The sequence below is a fragment of the Luteimonas vadosa genome, from assembly GCF_039543545.1.
Taxonomy (GTDB): Bacteria; Pseudomonadota; Gammaproteobacteria; order Xanthomonadales; family Xanthomonadaceae; genus Luteimonas; species Luteimonas vadosa.
This window is the reverse complement of the sequence record NZ_BAABJY010000003.1, coordinates 98,426-113,029: the sequence shown is the minus strand read 5'-3', so window position 1 is coordinate 113,029 and position 14,604 is coordinate 98,426. Positions and strand designations below refer to the sequence as shown.

At 70.6% G+C, this 14,604-nt stretch carries 15 protein-coding genes and 4 tRNA genes; 7 read left to right on the top strand and 12 right to left on the bottom strand.

The features are described from left to right. The 12 genes from ABD970_RS12300 to ABD970_RS12245 all read right to left on the bottom strand — a co-directional run. Positions 1 to 126: GTP-binding protein (locus tag ABD970_RS12300; protein WP_345295823.1), on the bottom strand; the 126-nt coding region annotated here is incomplete at its 3' end. Positions 127 to 223: 97 nt separating this feature from the next. Further along, positions 224 to 299 (bottom strand) — tRNA-Thr (locus ABD970_RS12295). Positions 300 to 483: 184 nt separating this feature from the next. Further along, a tRNA-Gly gene (locus ABD970_RS12290) sits at positions 484 to 557 on the bottom strand. Positions 558 to 616: 59 nt separating this feature from the next. Beyond that, positions 617 to 702 (bottom strand) — tRNA-Tyr (locus ABD970_RS12285). 214 nt (positions 703 to 916) lie between these two features. After that, entirely contained in the window at positions 917 to 2,008 is a 1,092-nt protein-coding gene (gene ychF, locus ABD970_RS12280) for a redox-regulated ATPase YchF (protein WP_345295811.1), read from the bottom strand. An 84-nt stretch (positions 2,009 to 2,092) separates the two neighbouring features. Next, positions 2,093 to 2,677, bottom strand: a complete 585-nt coding sequence (gene pth, locus ABD970_RS12275; protein WP_345295810.1) for an aminoacyl-tRNA hydrolase — start codon at positions 2,675 to 2,677, stop codon at positions 2,093 to 2,095. 60 nt (positions 2,678 to 2,737) lie between these two features. After that, positions 2,738 to 3,451 carry a 50S ribosomal protein L25/general stress protein Ctc gene (locus ABD970_RS12270; protein WP_345295809.1) on the bottom strand — a complete coding sequence of 238 codons (714 nt, stop codon included), beginning with the start codon at positions 3,449 to 3,451 and terminating at the stop codon, positions 2,738 to 2,740. Positions 3,452 to 3,717: 266 nt separating this feature from the next. Continuing rightward, the gene (locus ABD970_RS12265; protein ID WP_345295808.1) at positions 3,718 to 4,677 is read right to left on the bottom strand and encodes a ribose-phosphate diphosphokinase; all 960 of its coding nucleotides are present in this window, start codon (positions 4,675 to 4,677) and stop codon (positions 3,718 to 3,720) included. A gap of 75 nt (positions 4,678 to 4,752) precedes the next feature. Then, positions 4,753 to 4,829, bottom strand: a tRNA-Gln gene (locus ABD970_RS12260). Between the two features lie 92 nt (positions 4,830 to 4,921). Then, the gene (ispE, locus tag ABD970_RS12255) at positions 4,922 to 5,812 is read right to left on the bottom strand and encodes a 4-(cytidine 5'-diphospho)-2-C-methyl-D-erythritol kinase (protein WP_345295807.1); all 891 of its coding nucleotides are present in this window, start codon (positions 5,810 to 5,812) and stop codon (positions 4,922 to 4,924) included. Next, on the bottom strand, positions 5,809 to 6,498 hold the full coding sequence (gene lolB, locus ABD970_RS12250; protein WP_345295806.1) for a lipoprotein insertase outer membrane protein LolB: 690 nt from the start codon (positions 6,496 to 6,498) through the stop codon (positions 5,809 to 5,811). Before lolB ends, ispE begins: the two co-directional genes overlap by 4 nt. Further along, complete coding sequence (locus ABD970_RS12245) at positions 6,495 to 8,177, bottom strand: tetratricopeptide repeat protein (RefSeq protein WP_345295805.1); 1,683 nt, start codon at positions 8,175 to 8,177, stop codon at positions 6,495 to 6,497. Before ABD970_RS12245 ends, lolB begins: the two co-directional genes overlap by 4 nt. A gap of 119 nt (positions 8,178 to 8,296) precedes the next feature. Between ABD970_RS12245 and hemA the strand changes: the two genes are divergently transcribed. From hemA to ppk2, 7 genes are read left to right on the top strand one after another with little or no spacing between them, the layout of a single operon-like run. Then, positions 8,297 to 9,604: a glutamyl-tRNA reductase gene (hemA, locus tag ABD970_RS12240; RefSeq protein WP_345295804.1), complete on the top strand. Its 1,308-nt coding sequence runs from the start codon at positions 8,297 to 8,299 to the stop codon at positions 9,602 to 9,604. Next, a complete protein-coding gene (prfA, locus tag ABD970_RS12235) occupies positions 9,582 to 10,667 on the top strand; it encodes a peptide chain release factor 1 (protein ID WP_345295803.1) in 1,086 nt (361 codons plus the stop codon). The genes hemA and prfA overlap by 23 nt, the downstream gene beginning before the upstream one ends. Then, complete coding sequence (locus ABD970_RS12230; RefSeq protein WP_345295802.1) at positions 10,664 to 11,119, top strand: GNAT family N-acetyltransferase; 456 nt, start codon at positions 10,664 to 10,666, stop codon at positions 11,117 to 11,119. Before prfA ends, ABD970_RS12230 begins: the two co-directional genes overlap by 4 nt. A gap of 2 nt (positions 11,120 to 11,121) precedes the next feature. Next, the gene (locus ABD970_RS12225; RefSeq protein WP_345295822.1) at positions 11,122 to 12,852 is read left to right on the top strand and encodes an O-linked N-acetylglucosamine transferase, SPINDLY family protein; all 1,731 of its coding nucleotides are present in this window, start codon (positions 11,122 to 11,124) and stop codon (positions 12,850 to 12,852) included. A 19-nt stretch (positions 12,853 to 12,871) separates the two neighbouring features. After that, positions 12,872 to 13,390 carry a molybdenum cofactor biosynthesis protein B gene (gene moaB, locus ABD970_RS12220; RefSeq protein ID WP_345295801.1) on the top strand — a complete coding sequence of 173 codons (519 nt, stop codon included), beginning with the start codon at positions 12,872 to 12,874 and terminating at the stop codon, positions 13,388 to 13,390. Positions 13,391 to 13,394: 4 nt separating this feature from the next. Next, positions 13,395 to 13,730, top strand: a complete 336-nt coding sequence (locus ABD970_RS12215) for a helix-turn-helix domain-containing protein (protein WP_345295800.1) — start codon at positions 13,395 to 13,397, stop codon at positions 13,728 to 13,730. 49 nt (positions 13,731 to 13,779) lie between these two features. Next, the gene (ppk2, locus tag ABD970_RS12210; RefSeq protein ID WP_345295799.1) at positions 13,780 to 14,568 is read left to right on the top strand and encodes a polyphosphate kinase 2; all 789 of its coding nucleotides are present in this window, start codon (positions 13,780 to 13,782) and stop codon (positions 14,566 to 14,568) included. Positions 14,569 to 14,604: the final 36 nt, after the last annotated feature.

Here is a 14,604-nt window from a genome sequence, read left to right as displayed (position 1 = left end):
GCCACCGAACTTCTCCGCGCCGATCTTCGTCAGCGCCGCCGTCAGCGTCGTCTTGCCGTGATCCACGTGACCGATCGTTCCCACGTTCACGTGGGGCTTGGTGCGCTCGAATTTTCCCTTGGCCATGGCTGCTAAGTCTCTTTTGAACTGTGGGTGGCGGTGGTTGCTTGCTGTTTGCCCGGATCGAGACGCTGGATCCAATCCGTCTCGGCCCAGGCCTGGTTGGTGCTCACGAATGGAATCGAACCATCGACCTCCTCCTTACCAAGGAGGTGCTCTACCGACTGAGCTACGTGAGCGGCGTTACATGTTGTCCGGAACGACCGCGCTCCAGCGCGGCGGCCCGATGCCCCGGAGGCCAGGCCTCCGTTCGCTGCCGCGCGCCGCCTTCGCGTCGCGCGACCGGCGCGTCCTGCGCCGGTGACAGCATTCGAGTTGTTGCCGGGCCTGAAGCGAGTTGTTGCCGGGCCTGAAGCATTTCAATGGAGCGGGAGACGGGAATCGAACCCGCACCATCAGCTTGGAAGGCTGAGGTTCTACCGTTGAACTACTCCCGCACCGTGCGGAACCGTTGGTGCCTTTCGGCGTCGTCGCAATTCAGTGACGCAATGCAAAGTGGTGGAGGGAGGTGGATTCGAACCACCGAAGGCGTAAGCCAGCAGATTTACAGTCTGCCCCCGTTGGCCGCTTGGGTATCCCTCCGGTGTGCCTGATCTTGCCCGAATCCGTGAAACAGCCCGCGATTTTGACCTGCGCGGGATTTCCTGTCAACGCGGCGTGCCGCCGGGATTGCCCTGCCAGGGGCCTTCGCGGGGCGGCAACGCATGTTCCCGGAGCGCAGCCCGGCCAAGCGCGGCCGGACGCTCCCCGGTGGGAGGATTGACCGCCGGGCCACCCGCAAACGCCCCAATCCGGCCTAGACGTTGAACCGGAAATGCAGGACGTCTCCTTCCTGAACGCGATACTCCTTGCCTTCCAGGCGCAGCCGCCCCGCGTCCCGGGCGCCGGATTCCCCCTGGTAGCGGAGGAAATCGTCGTACCCGATGGTCTCCGCGCGGATGAAGCCCTTCTCGAAGTCGGTGTGGATCACCGCGGCGGCCTGGGGCGCGGTCGAGCCCGCCCGCACCGTCCACGCCCTGACTTCCTTCGGCCCGGCGGTGAAGTAGGTCTGCAGGCCCAGCAACTTGTAGGCCGCCCGGATCACCCGGTTCAGGCCCGGCTCCTCGAGGCCCAGGCTGGCCAGGAACTCGTCGCGGTCCGCATCGTCGAGCTGGGACAGCTCTTCCTCGATGGCGGCCGAGACCGGGACCACCTCGGCCCCTTCGGCGACCGCACGCGCGCGCACCGCATCCAGGTGGAGATTGCCCTCAAACCCGTCCTCGAGCACGTTGGCCACGTACATGACCGGTTTCAGGGTCAGCAGGAACAGGTCGCGCAGCTCGCCCCGATCCTCGTCCGATAGCCCCAGGGCGCGGGCCGGCTTGCCGGCGTCCAGGCCTTCGCGGACCCGGGCCAGCACCTCGGCCCGCGCCTTGGCGTCCTTGTCCCCGGTCTTGGCCGAGCGCTGGGCCCGGTCGAGGGCGCGTTCGACGGAGTCCAGGTCCGCCAGCGCCAACTCCGTGTCGATGGTCTCGATGTCGGCGATCGGATCGACCCGGTTGTTGACGTGGACCACGTCCGCGTCCTCGAAGCAGCGCACCACGTGCGTGATCGCATCGACCTCGCGGATGTGGGCCAGGAACTTGTTGCCCAGGCCCTCCCCGCTGGCCGCGCCGGCCACCAGGCCGGCGATGTCGACGAACTCCACCGCCGTCGGGATGACCTTCTGCGGCTTGACGATCGCCGACAGGGCCCCGAGGCGGGGATCGGGCACCGGAACCACGCCGACGTTCGGCTCGATGGTGCAGAAGGGAAAGTTGGCCGCGGCGATGCCCGCCTTGGTCAGCGCGTTGAACAGGGTCGACTTGCCGACGTTGGGCAGGCCGACGATGCCGCATTTGATGCCCATGTGTACTCCGGTTGCGGGGATGGGGCAGGCGGGGGTCGGATCGGCGATCCCGCCGCCTCCCCGTTCCGGGTCACTGCCTGCCGGTCACCCGGCGCGTTGTGTGTGCAGCCGCTTCATGGCCTCGTCGAAGTTGCCTTCGACCGCCAGCGGCAGGACATCGATCGCGTCGTCGATGGCGCGATCGATGAGGATGTCGTCCGCGGCACAGGCCCGTCCCAGCACCCATCCCGTGACCCGGTCCTTGTGCCCGGGGTGTCCGATCCCGATGCGCAGGCGATGGAACCGCCCATGGCCGAGCAGGCGCATGGTGTCGCGCAGCCCGTTCTGGCCGCCGTGCCCGCCATCGAATTTCAGGCGGGCAACGCCCGGGGTCAGGTCGAGCTCGTCGTGGGCCAGCAGCGCCTGCTCGGGTTCGACCTTCCAGAACCGGAGCGCGGCGGTCACCGACTTGCCACTGAGGTTCATGAACGTCGACGGCTTCAGCAATCGGACCGCCTGCCCGCCCAACTGGACCTGGGTGGTTTCGCCGAACAGCTTGGCATCCACCTTGAACCGCTCGCCCGCCTGCGCGGCGAGCGCATCCACCACGCGAAACCCGGCGTTGTGCCGGGTGTGCGCGTGCTCGGCGCCGGGATTGCCCAGCCCGACGATGAGGCGCAGACCGTCCATCCCGGAACCCATGACGACACGCCCCGGCGCGACCTGGCTGGCCGCGCCGGGACGCCGGCGTCACTTGTCCTCGCCGGTCCCTTCTTCGCCTTCGGCTGCCGCCGAATCCCCGGTGTCCTCGTCGTCGTCGGACACCTTGGTCGCCGGGACGTCGGCATCCAGCTCGCCCTCTTCCGCGGCCGGCTCTTCCTCGACGCGGCCGTGGCGCGCGACCACGATCGCGACGTCGTGCTCCTTGCCCAGCTTCAGCTCCGGGATCTCGACGCCTGCGGGCAGCTTGATCTCGGACAGGTGGACGGTGTCGCCCAGCGACAGCTCGCCCAGGTCGACCTCCAGGTACTCCGGCAGGTCCTTGGGCAGGCAGCTCACCTCGACCTCGTTGTGCTCGTGGCTCACCACCACGTCGGCGGCCTTGCCGGCGGGCGAGGCGTCCTCGTTGAGGAAGTGCAGCGGCACCGAGACGCGGATCTTCTCGCCGGCGCGGACGCGCTGGAAGTCCAGGTGCATGATCTGCTGCCGGTAGGGGTGGCGCTGCATGTCGCGCAGCAGGACCTGTTCGGCCTTGCCGTCGACGTCGAGCGAGAGGATCGACGAGTAGAACCACTCGTTCTGGCTGGCGAGCCAGGTCTTCTCGTGCTCAAGCTGGATGCTCTGCGGCTCGGCGCCGCCGCCATAGATGATGGCCGGGACCTGGCCGGCATGACGCAGGCGGCGGCTCGCACCCTTCCCCTCGTCCGTGCGGCTGGTCGCCGTGATCTTGTGTTCGGTTGCCATGGTTGTTTTGCTCACTGTGCTGCTTGTTGCGATGGACCGCCTCGCGGCGGCGTTGGTGACTCCCCCGCGACCAGGGGAGCCGGTGTTCCCGGGAATCGGGAATGGGGACCCGGCGGCCGGAAGAGCCTGTCTGCTCGACCGGAGCCGGTTCCGGCACACGGATGCGCCGGGGCGGCGGGCGCCAGCCCGTCGCGGCACCGGACTGCGGCGGTGCCGCTGGCCGGTGCTTGCGGGGCGGGCAGGATGCCCGATCCGCGGTAGAACGCCTAATCCACGTAGAGCGAACTGACCGATTCGCCGAACGCGATCCGGCGGATCGTCTCCGCCAGCAGTTCCGCGACGCTCAGCTGGCGGATCTTGGAGCAGGCCTGCGCCGCGTCCGACAGCGGGATGGTGTCGGTCACCACCAGCTCGTCGAGCTGCGACTTCGCGATGTTGTCGATCGCCGCGCCCGACAGCACCGGGTGCGTGCAGTAGGCGACCACCTTGGTGGCCCCCTGCGACTTCAGCGCCGCCGCCGCCGCGCACAAGGTGCCCGCGGTGTCGACGATGTCGTCGACCAGCACGCACGTCTTGCCCGCCACGTCGCCGATGATGTTCATCACCGTCGCCACGTTGGCCTTCGGGCGGCGCTTGTCGATGATCGCCAGTTCGGCGTCGTCGAGCCGCTTGGCGATCGCCCTGGCCCGGACCACGCCGCCGACGTCGGGCGAGACCACGATCAGGTTGTCCGTGCCGTGCGCGCGCCAGATGTCGGCGAGCAGCAGTGGCGAGGCGTAGACATTGTCCACCGGGATGTCGAAGAACCCCTGGATCTGGTCGGCGTGCAGGTCGACGGTCAGCACGTTGTCGGCCCCCGCCGCCGTGAACATCTTCGCGGCCACCTTGGCCGTGATCGCCACCCGGGACGACCGGGGACGCCGGTCCTGTCGCGCATAACCGAAGTACGGCACCACCGCGGTGATGCTGGAGGCCGAGGCGCGCTTGAGCGCGTCGATCAGCACCATCAGCTCCATGAAGTTCACCGCCGTCGGCGCGCAGGTGGACTGGACCACGAACACGTCCTGGCGGCGCACGTTCTCCTCGATCTCTACCTGCACCTCGCCGTCGGAGAACGTCGACACCAGCGCCTTGCCGAGCCGGATCCCGAGTTCGCCGCAAACCGCCTCTGCCAGCGGTTTGTTGGCGTTACCCGAGAAGATCAGCAGGTTTTGATCTTCCTTCATGGTGTCTCCGCGTCGCTCTGACTTCTGCGGTGGGGCGCTGCAATGGGAGGGAGCCCGAGGACGGCGCGTCCGGATTGGCAGGGGCGGCAGGATTCGAACCTGCGAATGCCAGGATCAAAACCTGGTGCCTTAGGCCTCTTGGCGACGCCCCTACGTAAGACCGCGGCGGTCGGGCTTCGGCGCTCCATCGGCTGCCGTCGTCCCGCTGCCATGTACGCATTGCGGCCAGGCCGCAATGCACCCTCTAACCACGAGGGCTGGTGGATCCCGTTTCGCTCCACGCGTCCAGCGCATCCAGCAACGGCGATCGCGGCGCGCCGCCCGCCACCCAGGCTGCGATCCCGGCCGGCAGCGCCGATCGCGCGGCTTCGGCGGCCCCGCGCTCGGCGAACTCGACGAAGCAGCCGCTGCCCGATCCGGTCAAGCGCGGCGAGCCGAAGCGCGACAGCGCGGCGAAGGCGGCCTCCACGGCCGGTTCGCGGCGGCGCAGCACCGGTTCGAAGGCATTGCCGAGCGGAGCACCTGAAACGAAGTCGGATATTGTCGCGGGCGCGGCATTACGCGTCAATTCCGCATCCTGGAAGAGCTCCCCGGTGGGCGCGCGCACTCCCGGGTCGACCAGCAGGTACCAGGCGGGCGGCAGGTCCAGCGGTGCCAACTGCTCGCCGATGCCCTCGGCCCATGCGTTCCGGCCATGGACGAACACGGGGACGTCGGCTCCCAACCCCGCCCCGAGCTCCGCAAGCCGGCTGGTACCCAGGGACAGCCCCCACAATGCGTCGAGTGCGCACAGGACGGTTGCGGCATCGGAAGACCCGCCGCCCATGCCGCCGCCCTTTGGAATGCGTTTTTCGACGCAGATGTCTGCACCTTGCGTGCAATTTGATTCTTTTCGAAGCAGATGGGCCGCGGAGAGGCTCAGGTCACCTGCTTCGGGGATCGCCTCAAGGTCGCTGCCGTGGCGCACGATCAATCCGTCCGCCCGCGGGCGCAGGTGCACGGTATCCCCCCAGTCCAGCAGGCGGAAGACCGTTTGCAGCAGGTGGTACCCGTCCTCCCGGCGCCCGGTGATGCGAAGGAACAGGTTCAGCTTCGCCGGCGCCGGCCAGGTCGACCAGCCCGTGTCCCCGGTCACCGGTCCTCCGCCCCGTCCGCCGCCGCCTGGGCCGGCGGGCCGCCACCCTCCGTGTTCCAGGCGTCGACGATCAGGCGGACCCGGGCATCGCCCCGCGCTGCGTCCAGGCGCGTCGGCAAGCTGGGGATGGCGCCTTGCCCGCCTTGCCATGCCAGGTAGTCGATGGTCCAGCCACCCTGCACGAGCCGGGCCAGGCGCCGCTCGGCATCGAAATGCAGGCGCGCCGGACCGAAGCGGTCCTCGTCGGCCCGCGCGCCCCGCGCCCAGGAGGCGAGCGCCGCCACCGGGATCTCCAGGCCGGTGGCCTCCAGCAAGAGCTGCGAGGCATCGGCGCCCTCGCGCGGACCACCGTCCAGGCCTTCGATGCGCGCATGGCTGGCGTCGCCGACCAGCCTCCAGCTTTGCCGCGTCACCGGCGCACTCAGTGCAAGCCGATACGACTGCCCCTCCTGCCGCCAGTCGATGCGGCCGCTGCCGCCCTTGTCCCCGCGCGAGATCGCGGCGCGACCCTGCAAGGTCCACCGCGCCTGCCCGGCAAGCGCGGCCTCGCGCGCCACCTGCGCCTGCTCGGCCTCCGCGCGCTGGCCCTGCGGCAGATCGGCGATCGGCGCGCGCACCGGCCGCGGGACGCAGGCCGGCAGCGAAGCCACGCAGGCCACGGCCAGCACCCACGCACGCAGCCTCATGCCTCCGGCTCCGCCGCGCCGGTTTCGGCCAAGGCGCGCTTGAGCGAACGATTCTCCGGATCGAGCTTGCGCGCCTGCTCGAAGTACTCCCTGGCCTCCTGCTTGCGCCCCATTCGCCACAACACCTCGCCCAGGTGCGCACCGATCTCGGGGTCCTTCTGCATCGTGAATGCCCGCTTGAGCTCGACCAGGGCTTCGTCCAGCCGCCCCAGGCGGAACAGGACCCAGCCGTAGCTGTCGATGATCGCGGCGTTGTCGGGTTCGGCCGCGCGCGCGCGATCGATCAATTCCAGGGCCTCGGCGTAACGCGAGGTGCGATCGGCCAAGGTGTACCCAAGCGCATTGAGGGCGGCCACGTTCTCGGGGTCGGCGACCAGGATGCGGCGCAGGTCCGCCTCCGCCCGCGGGATGTCGTCGCGCCGTTCCCACATTAGGCCGCGGGCATACAGCAGCGCCGGCTCGTCGGAGAACGCGGCCAGGCCGCGCGCGTAGGCGTCCAGTTCGCCCTGGAAGTCGTCGTCGTCCTTGTGCAACTCGGCCTCGAGCAGGTAGGCGTCGCGGCGGGTTTCGTCGCTGGCGGAGGCATCCTGCTGCAACTGGCGGACGGCCTCGAAGGCTTCCTGCCTGCTGCCGAGCTTGTGGAGCACCGTGATGGCACGCATGCGGGCTTGCCAGCGCGCTTCCCCGCCGGGGACGCTTCGATACCATTCCAGCGCCTCGGCATGGCGTTCCAGGAATTCCGCCGTCTGGCCCAGCAGCAGGCGGCGCGACGGATCCGGGTCGGCCGAATCGCGCTTGAGGTCCTGGTAGAGGGAGGTCAGCGCGGCCTTGTCCTCTGCCTTGGCGAGCATCGCCGCCCGCATGCGATAGCTCTGTTCGTCCTGCGGCCCGCGCGACATCACTTCCGCGGCGGAAGGAAAGTCGCCCAGGGCATCGTATTCGGCGGCGACCGCCAGCCGAAGGTCCTGCCCCAGTCCGGGGCGGGCTGCGATTTCCGCCAGCACCCCGCGGGCCCGCTCGCGGTCGCCCGACTCACGGAGCTGGCTGGCGTGGAGCAGCGCGACGCGCGGTTCGCCGGGAAAACGCTCGACCACGTCATCGACGATGCGTTTGGCGAGCGCGTCTTCGCCCAGGCGCTGCGCCAGCCCGCCGAACGCCAGCCACGGTTGCAGCTGGTCGGGGATCGCCCCGGCGTCGACGAGTTCGCCCAGCACGCGCGCCGACAGCGCCTGGTCCTTGCCACCGCCGGCCAGGACGCTGAGCGCGTGCCGCCATCCCCGGGGGTCCGGGTCACGCAGCAATGCCTCGAGCCGGGCCCGGGCCTTCGGGGCATCGCCATCGCGCATGGCCAGCGTGGCTTCAGCGGCCCGCATGGCCAGCGACCGCGGCGCCCGCTCGTGCCAGAGCGCAAGCGCCTGCCGGCTGCGTTTGTCGTCGCTTGCCAGGAGGCCGATCCGGGTCGCCCGTTCGGCCAGGCCGGCATCGCCCTCGGCGGCCTGCGCGGCCTTCAGGTACCAGGTCGCGGCTTCGTCCAGGCGGCCCGCCTGCAGGGCATATTCCCCGGCAAGGGTGGCTTCCATGGCGTCGGGCGTGCGGGCCGGCGCCGCCGCGTGGACCGGCGCCCACGACGGGCCGACGACGCAGGCTGCGAGAACGGCAAGGCCGGCCGCCAAGCGCATCGCGCGACGCTCGTGCCGGCAGCACGCGGATCGTGCGGGCAGCGTTCGCCGCGGGGCCGTAAAATGTCGGATTGCCATGCCCGAAGCTTATCGCAAGCACCTGAACGGATGACGCCCGAATGAGTCTGCTGGCCATCGGCATCAACCACCAGACCGCGCCGGTCGCCGTGCGTGAACGGGTAGCGTTTGCCGAACCCGCCGTGTCCGCTGCGCTGGCCACCCTGCACGCCATGCCGCAGGTCAGTGAAGTCGCGTTGCTTTCCACCTGCAACCGAACCGAGCTGTACGCCGTCGCCGATGACGGGGGCGACGCGTTGGCGCACTGGCTGGCGACGCACCCGGGGGCTGGCGATGAATCGTTGCATGCCTACCTGTACCGGCACCGCGACGGCGAGGCGGTCCGCCATCTCTTCCGGGTCGCCAGCGGCCTGGACTCGCTGGTGCTCGGCGAACCGCAGATCCTGGGCCAGGTGAAGCAGGCCTGGGCCGCTGCCCGCAGCGCCGGCACCCTGGGGGGGCGCCTCGACCGGTTGTTCCAGCACGCTTTCGTGACCGCCAAGCGCGCCCGCAGTGAAACGCGCATCGGCAACAGCCCGGTCTCCGTGGCCTCGATGGCCGTGCGCCTGGCGCAGGAATCCTTCGCGCGTCCCGCGGACTCGGTCGCCTTGCTGATCGGCGCGGGCGAAACCATCGAGCTGGCCGCGCGCCATCTGGCGCAGGCCAAGGTCAAGCGCCTGCTGGTCGCCAACCGGACCCTGGCCCACGCCCAGGACCTCGCCTCCCGCCACGGCGGCGTGGCGCTGCCGCTGGACGAACTCGAACACCACCTTTACCTCGCCGACGTGGTGTTCTCCGCCACCGCCAGCCGCGAGCCCGTGCTGGCGCGCGCGCAGGTGGCCGACGCGCTGGCCCGGCGCAAGCATCGGCCGATGCTGTTGCTGGACCTCGCCGTCCCGAGGGACGTCGCGCCCGACGTCGCCGAGCTCGACGACGCCTACGTGTACACCGTCGACGACCTCGAACGCAGCGTGGAGGACAATCGCCGGGGACGGCGCGAGGCGGCGGCCGGCGCCGAGGACATCATCGACCTGCAGGTCGCGCATTTCGTCAGGCGCATGGCCGCCGGGACTCGCGATGCACCGTTGAAACGGCTGCGCGCCCACGGCGAGCGCCTGCGCATCGACACGCTGCGCAGTGCTCGGCGGCAACTGGCAGCGGGACGATCGCCGGACGCGGTGCTTGACTACCTTGCCCATACGCTCACCAACCGGCTGCTGCACGCACCGACCGCGGTATTGCGCGACGCCGTCGTCGCCGGCGACGCGGAACTGATGCGGGCGATCGAGCGGCTGTTGCCGCTGCAAGAGGTGGACACCCGCCTGGATCCCGACGCGGGGGACGACGATGCTGCCGACCCTGCGCCGTAAGCTCGAGGCGCTGGCCGAACGCCGCGAGGAACTGGAACGCCTGCTCGCCGATCCCGCGGTGGCCGGCGACCAGGACCGCTTCCGCGCGTTTTCACGCGAGTTCTCGCAACTCGAACCGGTGGCGACTGCGCTGGCCGAGGAGCGCCGCGCACGCGACGACCTCGCCACCGCCGACGCGATGCGCGCCGACCCGGAGCTGCGGGCCCTGGCCGAGGAGGAGATCGCGGCCGCGCAGGCACGCCTGGACACCATCGAACGCACGCTGATGGCCCTGCTGGTGCCGCGCGACGCACGCGACGACGGCGGATTCTACCTGGAGATCCGCGCCGGCACCGGCGGCGACGAGGCGGCGATCTTCGCCGGCGACCTGTTCCGGATGTATTCGCGCTACGCCGAGCGGCAGGGCTGGCGGGTCGAGGTCGAATCCGCCAATCCCGGGGAGCATGGCGGTTACCGCGAGGTCGTGGCGCGCGTCGACGGCCGCGGTGCGTACGCCCAGCTCAAGTTCGAATCCGGGACGCACCGCGTGCAGCGCGTGCCCGAGACCGAGTCGCAGGGCCGCATCCACACCTCCGCGGCCACGGTCGCGATCATCCCGGTCGAGGAGGACGGTCCGCCGATCGAGGTCAACCCCGCCGACCTGAAGGTCGACACCTTCCGTTCCTCCGGGGCCGGCGGACAACACGTCAACAAGACCGACTCGGCGATCCGCATCACCCACCTGCCCAGCGGCGTGGTCGTCGAATCCCAGAGCGAGCGCAGCCAGCACGCGAATCGCGACAAGGCGATGAAGCGCCTCAAGGCCATGCTGGCCGAGGCGCGGGCCGAGAAGCAGGCGGCGGCCACCGCGGCGGAACGCAAGCTGCAGGTCGGCAGCGGCGACCGCAGCCAGCGCATCCGCACCTACAACTATCCGCAGGGCCGGATCACCGACCATCGCGTCGACGGACTCACGCTCTACGACCTGCCCAACGTGATGGAGGGCGCCCTGGAGCCGCTGGTCGAGCGCCTCTCGCGCGAGCACGAGGCCGACGCGCTCGCCCGGCTGACGGAGGCGGCGTGAGCCTTGCCGTCCGCCGTGCCGGCGTGGACGATGCCGAAGCGATCGCGCCGCTGTTCGATGCCTACCGCGTGTTCTACGGGCAGCGCAGCGATCGGGCTGCCGCGCGCACCTTCCTGTCCGCGCGACTGCAGCGCGACGAATCGGTGATCCTGCTCGCGCGGCACGGCGACGACATCGCCGGCTTCACCCAGCTGTACCCGATGTTCTCCTCGGTCGCGCTGGCGCGGACCTGGATCCTCAACGACCTGTTCGTCGCCGCCACCTGCCGCCGCGCGGGTGTTGCCCGCGCCCTGCTGGGCGCCGCCGCCGAGTTCGCGCGGGCGGACGGTGCCCTGCGGCTGGAACTGGAAACCACGCCCGACAATGCCGGCGCGCAGGCGTTGTACCGGTCCGCCGGGTGGCAGGACTACGACGGCACGATGCGCTTCCACCTTCCGCTGGCGCCGGGTTGACCGTGCAGCGCGGCCCGGCGGGACACGACCCGCGCAACGACGCCCGCGAAGCGACGGCGCGCGATCCCGACAATGCCATGGCCTGGATCGTGTTGGCCGAATGCGAACTCGACGCCGGCGATGCCAGCGCCGGCGAGGCGGCCGCGCGACGTGCGCTGGCCCTCGCACCCGGTCACCCGGAGGCCCTGGCTCGACTGGGACGCGCGCAGTGGATGTCGGGCGACCATGCCGAGGCGGCCGGGAGCCTGCGCGCTGCGGCGCGCCATGCGCCCGACCACCCCGGGATCGCGGTCTGGCTCGGGCACGTCCTGGAAGACATCGGCGAAGCGGAAGCGGCGAGCGACGCCTACGCACGCGCGTATGCGCTGGCGCCGGGCGAGCCGCAGCTGGCCGCGTACCTGCTGGCGTGGCGACGCAAGCTGTGCGATTGGCGCGATCTCGATGCGCTTTCGACCCAGGTCCGCGCGGCGGTCCGCGAAGGCCACGCCGCCGTCGAGCCGTTCGCCTTCCTCAGCGAGGACGCCACCGCCGCCGAGCAGTTGCGATGCGCGCGCGTGAGCGCGGCGCAGGTAGCGCGGCAGGTGCGGCCGATGCCGCCCACGACGGTCCAGGGCGAAGGCTCGCCCTTGCGCGCGGGATTCCTTTCCAACGGCTTCGGGGCGCATCCCACCGGATTGCTGACCGTCGCTTTCTTCGAGGCGCTGCGCGGCCACGGCGGCGTCGATGCGCACCTGTTCGCGTTGAACGGCGACGACGGCAGCGTGGTGCGCCGGCGTCTTGGGCAGGCGACCACGCTGCACGACGTCGCCACCCTGCCCCACGCCCAGGTCGCCGCGCGCATCCGGGACGCGCGGATCGACGTGCTGTTCGACCTGCGCGGCTGGGGCGGCGGCGGCGTGCCGGCCGTGCTCGCCATGCGGCCGGCCCCGGTGCAGGTCAACTGGCTGGCCTACCCCGGGACGTCGGGCGCGCCCTGGATCGACTACGTGCTGGCCGATGCCTTCGTACTGCCCGAATCGCTGGCACCGCACTTCTCCGAGCACGTCGCCCGGCTCCCGCGCTGCTTCCAGCCTTCGGACACCGCCCGCGCCCTGCCCGCGCCACCGACGCGCGCGGAATGCGGGCTGCCGGAGCGTGCGGTCGTGTTCTGCTGTTTCAACAACAGCTACAAGACCAACCCGGCGACGTTCCGGCGCGCGCTGGACGTCCTGCATCGCGTGCCGGACGGCGTGCTGTGGCTGTTGTCGGGCCCCGGCCACGCCGACGATCGCCTGCGACAGGCGGCACGCGACGCAGGGATCGAGCCGCGCCGGCTGGTGTTCATGGCCAAGCAACCCCACGCCGCCTACCTGGCACGCCTCCAGCTTGCCGACCTGTTCCTGGACAGCAATCCCTACAACGCGCACACCACGGCGTCGGACGCGCTGTGGGCGGGCTGCCCGGTGCTCACCCGACCGGGCGACACGTTCGCCGCGCGCGTGGCCGGAAGCCTCAACCACCACTTGGGCCTCGGTGAGCTCAATGCCGGGGACGACCGTGCCTACGTGGAACTCGCGGCCAGACTGGGCAACGATCGGCCCGCGCTGGCGGCCTTGCGACGGCGACTGCTGGACCGCAAGGCCGACGCCGGCCTGTTCGACATGCACGGCTTCGCGCGCGACTTCGCCGAGATCGTCGGACGCATGGCCGCGCGCCAGCGCCAGGGACTGCCGCCAGCCCCGTTCGATTCCTGACGGGCGTTAGACTGCCTGCATGAGCCACGCGCCCGCTTTCATCCCGCTCTCGCTCTGCGTGCTGACCGTGTCGGATACGCGCGGCCCAGGCGACGACAGCTCCGGCAACTACCTCGCCGACGCCCTGCGGGCCGAGGGCCATCGCCTGCATGGCCGTGCGCTGTTGCCCGACGACAAGTACCGGCTGCGGGCGCAGGTCTCCGCGTGGATCGCAGACGACGGCGTCGACGGCATCCTGGTCACCGGCGGCACGGGATTCACCGGGCGCGACTCCACCCCCGAGGCCTTGTCCCCGCTGCTCGACAAGGCCATGCCCGGGTTCGGCGAGATCTTCCGCGCGCTGTCGTTCGAGGAAATCGGGACCTCGTCGTTGCAGTCGCGCGCCTTCGCGGGGCTCGCCAACGCCACCTTCGTGTTCTGCCTGCCGGGTTCGACCTCGGCCTGCCGCACCGCTTGGGAGCGGATCATCCGCGCCCAGCTGGATGCGCGCACCCGGCCCTGCAACCTCGCCGCGCTGCGCCCCCGGCTCGAGGAGTGACGCCATGGCCATCGACCAGACCTTGCGCCTGCTGGCCAGGGCCCGCGGCCTGACCACCGCCGAGATTGCGACGGCCATCCCGCGCGCCGGCGTGGCGACGGTCGCGGCGTGGATGCGCGGCGAAAAGACGCCGGCGCGCGAACAGCTCGATGCCCTCGCGCGCACTTTCGGCGTGCCCGTCGGCGCACTGCTCGCCGAACTGGCCAGCACCTTCGACCCCGCCCGCACCAAGGGCGAGCACGACCTGCTCGAGGCCTACCGCAGGCTCGGGACGCGCCAGCAGGGCGCCCTGCTGGAAGTGGCGCGTGCGATGGCCGCCGGCAAGCGCGGCGGGAAATAGCGCACCGCACCCCCTGCAAAGGCACCCCGCCGTGGAGGAACCCGGATCGATGGCCAAGCTCAAGCGCAAGGACTACGAAGAACGGCTCGAACCGATGCAGCTGGAACTCGTCGCCATGGCGCGCTGGGCGCGGCGCACCGGCCAGCGCATCGCGGTGCTGCTGGAGGGCCGCGACACCGCCGGCAAGGGCGGCACGATCAATGCGATCACCGAGCACCTGGACACCCGCCAGGTCCGCGTTGTCGCCCTGCCCAAGCCCAGCGAGCGCGAGCAGGGGCAATGGTATTTCCAGCGTTACGTCGCGCACCTGCCCGGCGAGGGCGAGATCGTGCTGTTCGACCGCAGCTGGTACAACCGCGCCGGCGTCGAGCAGGTCATGGGCTTCGCCGACGCGGCGCAGGTCGCCGCCTTCCTCGCGCAGGCGCCGGTCTTCGAGAAGCTGCTCGTCGACGACGGCATCCTGCTGTGCAAGTACTGGCTGGCCACCGACCAGGAACGACAGGAGGAACGCTTCGCCGAGCGCCTGCACGACCCGCTCAAGGCCTGGAAGCTCTCGCCCATCGACGTGGCCGCTCGCCAGAAATACGACGAATACACCCGCGCGCGCGAAACCATGCTCGCCGCCACGCACACGCCCCACGCGCCATGGACCCTGGTCGACTTCAACGACCAGAAACGGGGCCGGCTCACCCTGATCCGGCACCTGCTGGACCGGTTGCCGGACGTGCACGTGCCCGACGAGAAGCCCCGCTTCCCCAGGCTTAGCGGCAAACCGCGCAAGGAAACCTTCGCGGTCCTGCCGCCGATCCCTTCCTTCGGTGCTTCGAAGCGCGGCTGAGCGCGCCGACCGCGCCGTGCCCCGGTCTCGCCGGGC